Genomic DNA, 13,115 nt, shown 5'->3' with positions numbered 1-13,115 from the left:
GAAGATAGATGGAGGAGAAAATGAGTAAATTAAATTTAGATTTACCAGAGGTAGCCATTCGTGAAACCAGGCTAGGATCTATCACGGGTTATTGCGGAAGTGCAAAGGAACTAGTAGGTCATGCGAGATGCGGTAAGCTGAAGGAGGGAAATCATCAGTTTAACCAAACAATAGGGTGTTCAGTCGCACAAGCGATTTGTACGGTAGTTATGATTCAAGATGCAGCAGTTATTAGTCATGGGCCTATAGGGTGCTTAGGCTGTTTACACGAATTTGACTTTACGTATCAGCAAAATGGTGATTTAAGAGGAGTAGCAAACCCTACTCAACGTAAGCTTTTTTCAACGGATATAGAGGAAAAGGATACGATTTATGGAGGAAGTCAAAAGCTACGAACAGCTATTAAAGAGGTTTATGAAAAGGTCGACCCTAAAGTGATTTTTGTGGCAACCACTTGTGCAGTAGGGATTATCGGAGATGATGTAGAATCTATTACCGATGAAATGGCAGATGAATTAGGCATCCCTGTTATCGGGATTTACTGTGAGGGTTTTCGCTCTAAGATTTGGACGACAGGCTTTGATGCCGGCTACCATGCCATTGCTAGAAAGCTGATAAAAGCTCCTGAGAAAAAACAAGAGGATAGGGTCAATGTCATTAACTTTTGGGGTTCAGACGTCTTTGGAAAATGGTTTAAAGAATTAGGACTTAAGCCTAATTATGTAACACCTTATTCTACAGTGGAACAGCTTAGCAGAAGCTCAGAAGCAATAGCTAGTGTGCAGATTTGTGCCACATTAGGCTCTTATCTAGGAGCAGCTCTAGAACAAAAGTATGGGGTGCCAGAGATTAAAACCTCAGCTCCTTACGGTATTCCTCAAACAGATAGATGGTTCCGTGAATTAGGAAAAATAACGCATAAAGAAGCAGAGGTAGAAGACTTCCTCAAGATACAAAAAGAAGAATGGCTTCCTCAGATTGCAAAGATAAGAAAAAAATTAGAAGGTAAGACAGCCTATGTAACAGGAGGAGCTTCTCATGGGCATTCTCTTGTTGCTATTTTAAGTGAATTAGGAATGAAAGCAGTAGGTGCAGCCATTTTTCACCATGATCCACTCTATGACAATGAGTCAGTGGAGGCGGATGCTCTTGCTCATGTAGTAGAGGACTATGGTGACGTACCACATTATAATGTATGTAACAAGCAAGAGTATCAATTGGTGAATTCCTTAAATAAGGTAAGGCCAGATGTTCTTCTTGCTCGTCATGGTGGGATGACTTTATGGGGGGCTAAGTTGGGTATTCCTTCCTTGCTAATAGGGGATGAACACTATTCTATGGGTTATGAAGGCATTGTACGTTATGGTAAAAGACTTATAGAAGTGATAGAAAATGATGAATTTGTAAAGAATTTTTCTAAACATGCTATGAATCCCTATACCAAATGGTGGTTAGAACAAGAATCGGGTAAGCTTTTAGGAGGAAAACAAAATGGCTAATACAATAGAGCAACAACGTATCACCTGTGCTATTGGAGCATTGCAGACCGTTACGGCTATAGAGAAAGCTGTACCTATTTTGCACGCTGGTCCAGGGTGTGGCATGATGGTGAGTCGTTTTTTTGAAAGAGCAACAGGTTATGCAGGAGGAAATACAGCACCTTGTACGAACTTCTCGGAGAAAGAGGTCGTATTTGGTGGACTTGATAAACTAAGAGAAAATATCAAAAATACGTACAGAGTATTAGATACAGACCTTCAAGTGGTACTCACGGGCTGTACAGCTGCTATTGTAGGAGATGACATTGAATCTGTAGTAAGTGAGTTTGCAGAAGAAGATAAGCCTATCGTTCAAGTAGAAACAGCGGGATTTACTTCAAGTAATATCGTGGCACACAGCAAAGTAGTGAATGCTATTATTGATCAATTTGTAGATAAGTTTTATGATAGAAAGAAAGTAAAGAATAAAAAATTAGTTAATTTATTTGCCTCTATTCCTTATCAAGATCAGTTTTGGAAGGGTAATTTATTTGAATTTAAGTATTTACTAGAGGGGCTTGGATTAGAAGTCAATATTTTATTTGGACCTTACTCTAATGGGGTGGCTGAATGGAAGACTATTCCTGAAGCTAATTTCAATATTCTTGTATCGCCTTGGTTTGGTAAGGAGATTGTCAAGAATCTGGAGAAAAAGTACCAACAACCCTATTATGAATTTCCTTTTTTACCTATTGGGGCTAATGAAACTACTCGCTTTTTACAAGAACTTTTAGCATTTGCTAATGAGAAAGGTGCAGACTTAGACGAGGTGAAAGCTTTAGCATTTATTAAAAGAGAAGAAAAGGCCTACTATGCAGAAATCGATAGTTTGGCAACCTTCCTTACAGAGTTCCGTTATGGGCTCCCTAGTTTTGCACATATTATAGGTGATTCCAGTTATGTATTAGGTTTGTCTAAATTTTTACTTCATGAGGTAGGCATCGTACCTAAAGAGGTTTTTGTTACGGATAAAACACCTAAGTCACAGCAAGGCTATATCGAAGAGATCTTAAAGTCTACTTCTGATAAAAAGGAAATCCCTCTCTACTTTACGCCAAGTGGTGGTGAGGCACAGGAGAAAATTAGAGAAATCCAACATCCAGGAAGAGGCCTTATCTTAGGCGCAGGTTGGGATAAATATTTAGCTAAAGAAAAAGATTATGATTTCTTATCCATTGAAAATCCATCACCTTATCGTTTGGTACTCACAACAGGTTATGTAGGGTTTAAAGGAGGATTAAGACTCATTGAAGACATTTATGATGTAGTCTTAAGTAGCTACAATTAACTAAATAGCTTATCTTTTGAAGGTGAGAACAATCCCTCTTCTTAGGAAGGGGGATTGTTTGTTAAATAGGAGGCATACAAGATGAAATATAATTTTGATGAGCTTATTAATCGGTCACATACTAACTCTATTAAGTATGATTTTATAGAAGAAAATGGAAAGCCCGTAGATATTTTACCCCTATGGGTTGCAGATATGGATTTTCAAACCTTGCCAGAGATACGTGAAGCACTAATAAAGGTAAGCGAACATGGTATTTATGGTTACTCAGAACAAAAAAATGATTACTTTCTAGCAGTAGCGAGTTGGTATGAAAGGCGCTTTGGATGGAAGGTAGAACCTTCTTGGCTTGTTAAAACGCCAGGAGTTGTTTATGCTATTGCGGTAGCTATTAGAGCACTCACACAAGAAAATGATGCAGTGATGATTCAAGAGCCTGTTTATTACCCTTTTGCTAAAACTATTAAGGCTAATAATAGAAGACTTATTAAAAATGAATTGATTTATAGAAATAATAAATATACGATGGATTTTGAGACTTTGGAAAAACAAATTATTACTAATAAGGTAAAACTTTTAGTGCTTTGTAGTCCTCACAATCCAGTAGGTAGAGTATGGACGAAGGAGGAGCTTAGTAGATTAGGAGATATTTGCATCAAACATAATGTTTATATCGTAGCAGACGAAATTCACTCTGATTTTGTATATGAAGGTCATGAACATAGTATTTTTGCTAATATTAAGCCAGAGTATGCACAGCATACTATAACGTGTACAGCGCCCAGTAAAACATTTAATTTGGCAGGTTTACAAGTATCCAATATTTTTATACAAGATAAAATGCTTAGAGAGCAATTTAAGAAAGAATTACAAAAAAATGCTTATAGTCAACTTAATATAATGGGGCTTAAAGCTTGTGAGGTAGCTTATACCTATGGAGAAGAATGGTTAGAGGAGTTAAAAAGATACCTTTTTGAGAACCTTGCCTTTGTGAGGTGTTTTTTAGAGAGACGACTTCCAGAGCTTAAATTAGTAGAGCCAGAAGGGACTTATTTAGTGTGGATTGATTGTAATGGCTTAGGGTTAAACCCAAAGGTGAGGCAAGATTTAATAGTAAATAAGGCAAAACTTTGGTTAGATGAAGGTGCACTCTTTGGTAAATCAGGAGAAGATTTTGAACGTATAAATATTGCTTGTCCCCGCCAAATACTAGAGAAAGCTCTTATCCAGTTGGAGGGGGCTATATTACAAGTAAGAAATAAAACCTAGTATACCTATAAAAATATTTATTTTTTTCTAAAAAGTATTGACATAGTAAAGTTATAGGAATACAATGAATTAAATAAATCGAAAAACTTATCCAGAGAGGTGGAGGGACTGGCCCCATGAAACCCAGCAACCAGCAGTAAATGCAAGGTGCTAATTCCAGCAGGAAATCCTGAGAGATAAGGTTTGCTTGTAAATAGAGCACCCTCTTCTTAGGAAGAGGGTTTTTGTTATCTAAAGAGAGAATGGATAGGGTGGATTTATAAAAATAATCACATTAATGAGGAGGAATTTTAAAATGGCAGATTACAAATTTAATACACTACAAGTTCACGGCGGTCAAGAAGTAGATCCTACTACTAAATCAAGGGCAGTACCTATTTATCAAACGACATCTTATGTATTTGATGATGCTCAGCATGGTGCAGATCTTTTTGGGCTTAAGACACCAGGTAATATTTATACGCGTATTATGAATCCAACGACAGATGTTTTTGAAAAGCGTATAGCTCTTCTTGAAGGTGGTAAAGCAGCTCTTGCTGTAGCATCTGGTTCTGCAGCCATTACTTATGCAATTATCAATATTGCAGGTGCAGGAGATGAAATTGTAGCAGCGAATACCTTATACGGTGGTACACACAATCTTTTTGCCCATACTTTGACCAAATATGGTATTACTACTCATTTTGCAAATCCTGATAGCATAGAAGACTTTGAAGGTAAGATTAATGATAAAACAAAAGCCTTATATATAGAAACGATTGGTAACCCACGCACCAATGTAGCAGATATCGAAGCCATTGCCACTTTAGCACATCACTATAAATTGCCACTTATTGTAGACAATACCTTTGGTACACCTTATCTTGTAAGACCTATTGAGTTTGGTGCAGATATTGTTGTACATTCTGCAACTAAATTTATTGGTGGCCACGGCACAAGCATCGGTGGTATTATCGTAGATGGGGGGAACTTTGATTGGGCAGCAAGCGGGAGATTTCCAGATTTTACAGCTCCAGATCCAAGCTATCATGGACTTGTACCAGCAGAAGCCTTTGGTGAGTTAGCTTTTATTTTAAGAGCACGTGTAAACTTACTTCGTGACACAGGAGCAACGCTTAGTCCATTTAATGCCTTCTTATTTTTACAAGGACTTGAAACCCTATCGCTTCGTGTAGAAAGACACGTAGAAAATGCTAAAAAAGTAGCTGAGTATTTATCCAATCATCCCAAAGTAGCATGGGTAAGCTATCCATCCCTTAAAGGGGATAAATACTATGATTTAGCACAAAAGTATTTACCAAAAGGTGCAGGCTCTATCTTTACCTTTGGGGTAAAAGCTGGTGAAGAGGCGGCAAGGAAATTTACAGAAAAGCTTGAACTTTTTTCACTTCTTGCCAATGTTGCCGATGCTAAATCTCTAGCAATCCACCCAGCTAGTACAACTCACTCACAACTTACAGAAGAAGAATTAGTTGCGGCAGGAGTTAGCAAAGAAATGATTCGTTTATCAATTGGTATTGAAGATGTTGAAGATATTCTTGCAGATATCGAGCAAGCACTCTCTCAAATCTAAGAAATGGATAGGATAAGAGCTTTACTTAGAATACTACATTACTGAAATAAAAATAGAATAGAAAGAGAACAAGGCACCTTGAGACGGCGTTTAAAACCGTTAAAAGGTGCCTTTTTATCATATAAAAATTCTTAATTTACAAGTAATATTTTTAAGTGGTATGAGAATGTAATAAAATCAAATAATAAGAGTGAATCATAAAACAAATGTTTTAAGAAACAGGTAAAGAAAGGCGTAGAAAATATGTTAAAAAGAAGAATTGTTTTCTTTCTTATAGTAGGTATTACTTTGGGAATAATGGGGTGCAATAAAACAGATGAGAATATTTATCAGCTTAAAATAGGTAATCCTTTTAATAAGGCGATAAAGATAGAAGTTATTAGCTATGGTACTAATCTGCAAGTAGATAAAAACACGCTATCACAAGTTGATTTAGAGCTGAAATTTACTAATATAGGTGCGCAGCCTATTGATACTGAAAAGGATTTAGAAATAGAAATAATTCAAGGAAGTAGAGTCATTGCACCCATTAAAAATACTCTTTTAGAAACTAACAAAATAGAACCACAGCGGGTGGTGGAAGGTGAATTAGTTATTGAGATAGACTCTGAGCAGGAGGAAGAGATCAAAGTAACATATAAATTAGATGGTGCAACTAAAAGTTTTAAGGTAATAACGGAGCCTCCAGCTTCCATTAAATAGATAGATTTAAGAGCTTCAAATAAAATATTTTTGGAGATATTTGTCGGTTTATTAAAAATAATTGAAAAAGTAAAATTTAAGTAATACAATGAGAGTAAATAATATAGCACTGGGGAATAATTAAGATTGGGGAATAATGAATGAGTAAGTATAAGAAGATGGCAAAGGTTGCGATTATAAGTAGCATACTATTACTAGTTGCAGGAACACTTTATGGGCAAGATGTAAAAAAGGCAAAAAAAATACTTATTTTAGAGTCATGGGAAAGAGGATGGCTAGAAGATAATGAAATCATTCGAGGCATGGAAAATGTGTTCATTGATGAAAAATCAGAAGTAAGCATATTTAAAGAAGAGTTAGGAGGAGCAGAAAGTAAGCTGCAAGATGATGATCTTAATAAAGGTATTAAAAACTATTTACAGCTGAAGTATAAAGAAATAAAATTAGACCTTATCATTACTATTGATAGACCTGCTCTTGAATTTATAAAAGAAGAGGGTGTAGAAATTTTCCCACAAGTTCCTGTTTTAGGAGTGGTCAAGCCCATAAATACGGAAATAAATGTAGAAGATGCAGATATAGGTATGATGCAACTTAGCAATATAGCTCACAATATTGAATTTATAAAGAAAAATCACTTAGGACTTAAAAAGCTTTATATTATTTATAAAGATTGGATGGATAGTGAAAGTTTCAGGGAAACAATTAATAGATATGCGCATCAATACAGTATTCATATAGAGCCCATATGCTTAGATGATATAGAGGAGTATAGATTTTATAATAATAATAATACAGCAATGTTTCTCCCTGGGTTTAATCAAAAGAGTAATCATCAAAATATAAAATATTCCCAGTACATAGAGTATGTAAAGAAAATTTATAAAGGTCCTATTTATGTTCAAGATAAAATATATGTAGGGGAAGGAAGTGTAGGAGGTGTTGTTTACTCTTCCTATGAAGATGGTATAAAAGTGGCTACTGAGGCCATGATTATGTTAGAGAGTAATACTTTAAAAAATCTTCAATTAATAGAGCAACAAGAAAAAAAGATAATTGATGTTGCAGCAGCAAAGAAATATGGTATTGATATTTCAAGTTTACCTAAAGATATAGAACTCCTAAACAAGGATATAGCTTACTATGAATTAGATAGAGGAATGTTAGGTTACTTAATAATAGAAGGTATTTTTTTATTCATCATTATTGGATATGTTTTAGTGATTAGTGTAGTAAGAGTAAAAAGCATAGATAAGAAATTAAAAATGTCTAAGGATGAATATAGAATTCTATTAGAAGCTATGCCAGTAGGAGTTATAGTATTGCAAGAGTATCAAATAAAATTTATTAATAGGGAAGGCATGACAGTTTTAGGCGTTGAACATCCACGAGAAATCGATTATTTTAAATTTATGAACATGTTTGTAGAGAAAATAGAATTCCAAAAAATTTCGGAGGATTTTTGCCTTATAAAAAATAAAATAAAAAGCCTAGATAATCAAATAAAAGAAGTAGAGGTTTGTTGGTTTATGACAGATAAAGAAGGTGATGAGCGAACAATTACCCTTTTGTTAGATGATATTTCTTATAAGCAGCTTTTTTATGAAAGTCAAGAAAAAGATAGAATAAAAACACAAATTTTTACAGATTTATCACATGAACTTAAAACACCTATTAATATCTTATTAAGTAGTATTCAGTTATTAGATACATACAAAGAAGAACAGATATCTAGAAACATTATTAATAAATCAATTAAAGTAATGCGTCAAAATTCATATAGACTTTTAAGACTGGTAAATAACATCATTGATACCACGCGAATAGAGACTGGTTATTTAAAGCTCTATAAAGAAAATTGCAATATTGTTGAACTTATAGAAGAGCTTACTCTTTCTACTGTAGAATATGCAAAGGCCAACCATATAGAGGTTACTTTTGATACGGAGATAGAGGAGTTAATTGTGAGTATTGACATTGAAAAGTTTGAACGTATTATGCTAAACCTATTATCTAATGCTATTAAGTATAATAAAAGAGAGGGACAAATTTTTGTAACGATTAAAGTACAGGATGAAAAAATCCTTATTACAATAGAAGATACTGGATTAGGTATTCCAAAAGAAAAGTTACCTTATATATTTAATCGTTTTATGCGTATTAATAAAGAGCAACATACACAAGTGGAGGGAAGTGGTTTAGGCTTAAGCCTCGTTAAATCTCTCGTTGAACAGCATGAAGGGGTTATTCAAATGAATAGTACTATGGGTGTGGGGACTATCGTAACAGTCCAATTGCCTATTCAAAGGGTACGAGAACAAGAAATCAAAGAATATCACCCCCTTATTCGTAATAATATGTCTGCCATCAAAATTGAATTATCGGATCTTTATATAGAATAATAAATTCAGAGCAGTTTATGCTTTCAAACAGAAGTATTATAAAGGGAATAATTACAAGAGGCTACTAGCCCATTAATCATTTAGATTAGCTGGGCTAGTAGCCTTATTTTATCTTTTAGTCGTTTTCAGCGACTTCATAAATATGTTGTTCTAGGATAATGCCATTATTCATAGATACAATGCGATCAGCTACTTTTTTAGCAAAATCCATATCATGGGTGATAATGAGCATTGCCATACCTTGAGTACTTAGGCTCTTAATGACATTGGCTACATCATCTGTAAGAGAAGGATCTAAGGCAGAAGTAGGTTCGTCGAAGCACATAAGTTTAGGGTCCATAGCGAGAGCCCTACCGATAGCAGCACGTTGTTTTTGACCACCAGAAAGCTCAAAAGGATAATTGTTTGCTTTATCTGTTAGACCAAGAAAACCTAAAATTTCTAAGGCAGATTCAGTAGCCTCTTTTTTTGTTTTCCCTAAAACCCTAGTAGGAGCTTCTATAATATTTTCTAATACAGTACGATGTGGGAAAAGGTTAAAGCCTTGAAAAACTAAACCGATATCTTTACGAATAGCAGTTAGTTCTTTTTTAGAAGCGTAGTGTCCATCTTTGAAGAGTTCCTTACCATTAATGACAATACTACCCGCTTCACAACGTTCAAGACAGTTAATACTACGGAGTAAGGTGGTCTTTCCACCACCAGAAGGACCTACAATAACGAGGATTTCACCTTCTACTACATCTAAGTCGACTCCTTTTAAAACCTCTACCTTACCAAAGCTTTTATATAGGTTTCTAATTTTTAACATAGTCTAGTCTCCTTACTGATAGTAGTTATAGTTTTTCTCCACACGGTTCATAATGGCGGTTAATACACAGACGATAACCAAATAAACAACCCCAATGACAATGAGTGGTACCAAAGAAGCATCACGATTACAAGCACCCTTACCAAGCTTCATCAAGTCATTAAAACCGACAATATTAACGAGAGCCGTATCTTTTACTAAAGTAATAATCTCATTTCCTACAGGAGGTAAAACTCTCTTGAAGGCTTGAGGAAGGATAATGCGAAAGAAGGTATCTTTACTAGATAAACCAAGCACTTCAGCTCCCTCATATTGGCCTTTATCAATAGAGCTAATACCAGCCCTAAATATTTCAGCAAAATAAGCCGCATAGTTAAGTACAAAGGCAAGAAGCACAGCAGGCATCCTTGGGATAGGAATTTTGATCGCTCCAAAACCAAAGTAGAAGAAGATAATTTGAAGTAAAAGAGGAGTACCTCTCATAATGAGTATATAGCTATTCATTAGAGCGCTTAAAGGTTTAAATTTAGATAGTCTGCACATGGCAACTACAATGCCTAGGGGTAAGGAAAGAATGAGGGTTCCTCCAAAAACCTGTAAGGTAATAACAAGAGCCTGTAAAACTTGTGGAATAAAAGCAATAATATAGTTAATAAAATCTGTAAGCGCTGTCAAGGGGAATCCTCCTTATCTCAAAATTATTGTGTAATGTCACTTGCAAACCATTTAGTAGAAATTTCAGCAAGTGTACCTTCAGCTTTTAATTCATCATAAGCCTTGTTAAAAGCATCAACCATTTTTTGGTCATCTTTACGCATACCTACACCATATTCTTCATCACCAAAATTTTCAGTTAATACGTTGTATTTTTCAGCGCCTTTTAAAGATAAATAGTAGCGAAGAAGGATTTCATCAGCTACAACAGCATCAATACGACCTGCTTCAAGGTCCATAAGTGCTTGGTTGTTATCTTCATAAGTATAAGCTTCACCACTTTCAAAGCTTGCATAAACCTCTGGTTCAGCTTCCATTGCATCAATAGCACTTGATTCATTTTGTGCTCCTACCTTTTTACCTGCTAAATCAGCTTTAGTAGCGATTGTAGAATCAGCTAAAGTAACGATAGCTTGTGTATTTTTTAGATAGGGTTTAGAAAAGCTTACTTTTTCTTTTCTTTCTTCTGTAATAGTATAGCCATTCCAGATAAGGTCGATATTACCTGCATTAAGTTCAGTTTCCTTCATAGACCAGTCAATAGGTTGGAAAGTTATTTCTTTACCAAGCTTTTCACCGATTGCTTTTGCTACTTCTACGTCAAAGCCTGTGAGCTCTCCGTTTGTATCTCTAAAGCCTAAAGGAGCAAAAGTATCATCTAAACCAATGATGAGAGTATCCTTATCAAGTGTACTATCAAGTGTACTTGATGTAACATTCTGTAAGTCAGTAGCTGGGGCCTCAGTTTTTTCAGCAGCAGGAGTTTCACTGGAAACAGGTGCATTTTCAGGAGTTTTGCTACCGCAACCTACCATACCAAGTGCAAATACCCCTGTTAAACAAAGTGTAGTCATAATTTTTAAAAATTGATTTTTTTTCATAATAAAATCCCCTTCAATCTATAATTTTACATAAATATGAATTTCACAGTATTAGTTTAGTATGATAAAGCGATAAAGTCAATAACCTTTTTAAAACTTATACCTAAAATGTTAATAATTCATTTTAATTCTTCTTTAAATAGGGTATGCTATAATAAATAGAGGAGAGGAAAACGGATGAATAAAAAATATAATGCACTTATTCCCAGCGATGCAATAGCCATCATAGAGGCCATAGAGGCAGCAGGTTTTGAGGCTTATATTGTAGGTGGATGTGTAAGAGATATGTTGATGCACAGAGAGCCAAATGATTGGGATATTACAACTTCTGCAAGACCTGAACAAATAAAGAAAATTTTTAATCGTACTTATGATACAGGTATTAAACATGGGACAGTAACGATTATCTTAAATAAAGAACATTATGAGGTAACAACTTACCGCATAGAGGGAGAATATAAAGACTTTAGACGTCCTGAAAATGTGGACTTTGTAGAGGATATCAATCTGGATTTATCTCGTAGAGATTTTACGATGAATGCCATTGCTTATCATCCAGAAAGAGGTTTCGTAGACCCTTATGGAGGGATTACAGATATAAAGAAAGGCTGTATTCGTTCGGTACGAAATGCCAAGGAACGTTTTGAGGAAGATGCCCTTCGCATTTTAAGAGGTGTACGCTTTGCGGCACAGCTTGGTTTTGTAATAGAAGCTCAGACGATTGAAGGGATAGAAGTTTGTAAGGAGCTTTTGATTCACATAAGTAAGGAAAGAATAAGAGATGAATTTCTTAAGATTTGCCTTTCACCACGTCCTAGCTATATCACTGAGTTGTATAAACTTGATTTATTAAAATTTATCTGTCCAGATTTTATAAAAGCATATCATATGAGACAAAATCATCCACACCATATCTACAATGTAGCGGAACATACGCTTGTAGCAATGGAGTATACAGCTCCAACTGTCCTTTTAAGGCTAACCCTATTTTTACATGATATAGGCAAGGTTTATACCCATACAGTAGATAAAAAAGGAATAGACCACTTTTATGACCACTCTAAAAAATCTGTAGAGATTGGAAAAAAGGTGCTCAAGGATTTGCGTCTAGATAATGAAACCATTAAATCTGTAAGCTTACTTATAGAGTATCATGATTATCATCTTACAAAAAAAATATCTAAGTTTAGCATCAAAGAAGTAATGAGTGTGATGGGGTCAGAGCTATTCGACCAGCTCATAGAAGTTCAAGCAGCAGATGTAAGAGCACAAAACCCAGAGAAGCTTGCAAAAAAGTTAAAGGCTATAGAGGAACAGAGAAAATTAAAGGAAGAAATCCTTGCAAAGAATGAATGCTATAACAAGAAGATGTTAGCTATAACAGGGCAAGATTTGATAGAAGTAGGCATCCCTAAAGGAGCGCTTTTAGGACAAATATTAGACCAAGTTCTTTTAGAAGTAATGAAAAAGCCAGAGATAAACACGAAAGAGGTATTACTTGCATATAGCTTAAAGTATTATGAGAAGTTAAAGCATTGATAAATAAGTATACAAAAAAGGAGTTAGATAATGCATAGTTAATCAGATGATTAGTTATGCACTATTTAGCTCCTTTAGTATTTTTTAGTAGACAAATCTTGAACTAGCATGGAGATATGAGAGTTATAAATTTCAGTTTGTTGGGGTGCTCTTAGGAATTTGAAAGTCAAGAAAAAGAAGAAGTGTCGGCGCGGCCGCAAGAAAGAAGGTTTTTCTCCGGTTTCTGGGTCCTCGCCTTGGCAAACTCTAGGTTCAGTCCTGTAGACTAACGGTCCTACCTATCGCAAGAAGAACGCTTGCGATAACGTCCCTAAAGGCAGCCTACAGGCCTTCACCAAGACTTTGCGAAAGTCTGTGGAGGAAACCTGCGAAAAGCCTTCTTTCTTGCTCTGCACTGT

Annotated in this window: 10 protein-coding genes and 1 riboswitch; of the genes, 7 read left to right on the top strand and 3 right to left on the bottom strand. The window is 35.3% G+C overall.

The features are described from left to right. The first annotated feature begins 20 nt into the window (after positions 1 to 20). The 6 genes from CS063_RS09520 to CS063_RS09495 all read left to right on the top strand — a co-directional run bounded on the left by CS063_RS09520 (position 21) and on the right by CS063_RS09495 (position 8,772). Entirely contained in the window at positions 21 to 1,499 is a 1,479-nt protein-coding gene (locus tag CS063_RS09520; RefSeq protein WP_099449471.1) for a nitrogenase component 1, read from the top strand. After that, positions 1,492 to 2,826: a nitrogenase component 1 gene (locus CS063_RS09515; RefSeq protein ID WP_099449470.1), complete on the top strand. Its 1,335-nt coding sequence runs from the start codon at positions 1,492 to 1,494 to the stop codon at positions 2,824 to 2,826. The genes CS063_RS09520 and CS063_RS09515 overlap by 8 nt, the downstream gene beginning before the upstream one ends. Before the next feature lie 81 nt (positions 2,827 to 2,907). Beyond that, a complete protein-coding gene (locus tag CS063_RS09510) occupies positions 2,908 to 4,095 on the top strand; it encodes a MalY/PatB family protein (RefSeq protein ID WP_099449469.1) in 1,188 nt (395 codons plus the stop codon). Positions 4,096 to 4,179: 84 nt separating this feature from the next. Continuing rightward, positions 4,180 to 4,278: riboswitch (SAM riboswitch) on the top strand. 112 nt (positions 4,279 to 4,390) lie between these two features. Beyond that, a complete protein-coding gene (locus CS063_RS09505; protein WP_099449468.1) occupies positions 4,391 to 5,668 on the top strand; it encodes an O-acetylhomoserine aminocarboxypropyltransferase/cysteine synthase family protein in 1,278 nt (425 codons plus the stop codon). Positions 5,669 to 5,911: 243 nt separating this feature from the next. Continuing rightward, a complete protein-coding gene (locus CS063_RS09500; protein WP_099449467.1) occupies positions 5,912 to 6,370 on the top strand; it encodes a hypothetical protein in 459 nt (152 codons plus the stop codon). A 140-nt stretch (positions 6,371 to 6,510) separates the two neighbouring features. Next, complete coding sequence (locus CS063_RS09495; RefSeq protein WP_099449466.1) at positions 6,511 to 8,772, top strand: sensor histidine kinase; 2,262 nt, start codon at positions 6,511 to 6,513, stop codon at positions 8,770 to 8,772. Between the two features lie 115 nt (positions 8,773 to 8,887). Here CS063_RS09495 and CS063_RS09490 read toward each other — a convergent pair whose 3' ends face one another. Genes CS063_RS09490 through CS063_RS09480 form a run of 3 tightly spaced genes read right to left on the bottom strand, consistent with a single transcriptional unit; the run spans position 8,888 to position 11,178 of the window. After that, positions 8,888 to 9,583 carry an amino acid ABC transporter ATP-binding protein gene (locus tag CS063_RS09490; RefSeq protein WP_099449465.1) on the bottom strand — a complete coding sequence of 232 codons (696 nt, stop codon included), beginning with the start codon at positions 9,581 to 9,583 and terminating at the stop codon, positions 8,888 to 8,890. Between the two features lie 12 nt (positions 9,584 to 9,595). Then, entirely contained in the window at positions 9,596 to 10,258 is a 663-nt protein-coding gene (locus CS063_RS09485) for an amino acid ABC transporter permease (RefSeq protein ID WP_330401004.1), read from the bottom strand. Between the two features lie 23 nt (positions 10,259 to 10,281). After that, entirely contained in the window at positions 10,282 to 11,178 is an 897-nt protein-coding gene (locus tag CS063_RS09480; RefSeq protein WP_099449464.1) for an amino acid ABC transporter substrate-binding protein, read from the bottom strand. A 177-nt stretch (positions 11,179 to 11,355) separates the two neighbouring features. Between CS063_RS09480 and CS063_RS09475 the strand changes: the two genes are divergently transcribed. Then, positions 11,356 to 12,717, top strand: a complete 1,362-nt coding sequence (locus CS063_RS09475; protein ID WP_099449463.1) for a CCA tRNA nucleotidyltransferase — start codon at positions 11,356 to 11,358, stop codon at positions 12,715 to 12,717. Positions 12,718 to 13,115: the final 398 nt, after the last annotated feature.

It is taken from the genome of Sporanaerobium hydrogeniformans (genome assembly GCF_002735925.1).
In the GTDB taxonomy this organism is placed as follows: Bacteria; Bacillota; Clostridia; order Lachnospirales; family Cellulosilyticaceae; genus Sporanaerobium; species Sporanaerobium hydrogeniformans.
Note: the sequence above shows the minus strand (reverse complement) of the source record. Positions and strands in the feature narration are given on the sequence as shown.

What these genes read in the sequence shown, in the direction of transcription:
- CS063_RS09520 (WP_099449471.1), top strand. Translation starts at nt 21, where the DNA reads ATGAGTAAATTAAATTTAGATTTACCAGAGGTAGCCATTCGTGAAACC.
- CS063_RS09515 (WP_099449470.1), top strand. Translation starts at nt 1,492, where the DNA reads ATGGCTAATACAATAGAGCAACAACGTATCACCTGTGCTATTGGAGCA.
- CS063_RS09510 (WP_099449469.1), top strand. Translation starts at nt 2,908, where the DNA reads ATGAAATATAATTTTGATGAGCTTATTAATCGGTCACATACTAACTCT.
- CS063_RS09505 (WP_099449468.1), top strand. Translation starts at nt 4,391, where the DNA reads ATGGCAGATTACAAATTTAATACACTACAAGTTCACGGCGGTCAAGAA.
- CS063_RS09500 (WP_099449467.1), top strand. Translation starts at nt 5,912, where the DNA reads ATGTTAAAAAGAAGAATTGTTTTCTTTCTTATAGTAGGTATTACTTTG.
- CS063_RS09495 (WP_099449466.1), top strand. Translation starts at nt 6,511, where the DNA reads ATGAGTAAGTATAAGAAGATGGCAAAGGTTGCGATTATAAGTAGCATA.
- CS063_RS09490 (WP_099449465.1), bottom strand. Translation starts at nt 9,583, where the DNA reads ATGTTAAAAATTAGAAACCTATATAAAAGCTTTGGTAAGGTAGAGGTT.
- CS063_RS09480 (WP_099449464.1), bottom strand. Translation starts at nt 11,178, where the DNA reads ATGAAAAAAAATCAATTTTTAAAAATTATGACTACACTTTGTTTAACA.
- CS063_RS09475 (WP_099449463.1), top strand. Translation starts at nt 11,356, where the DNA reads ATGAATAAAAAATATAATGCACTTATTCCCAGCGATGCAATAGCCATC.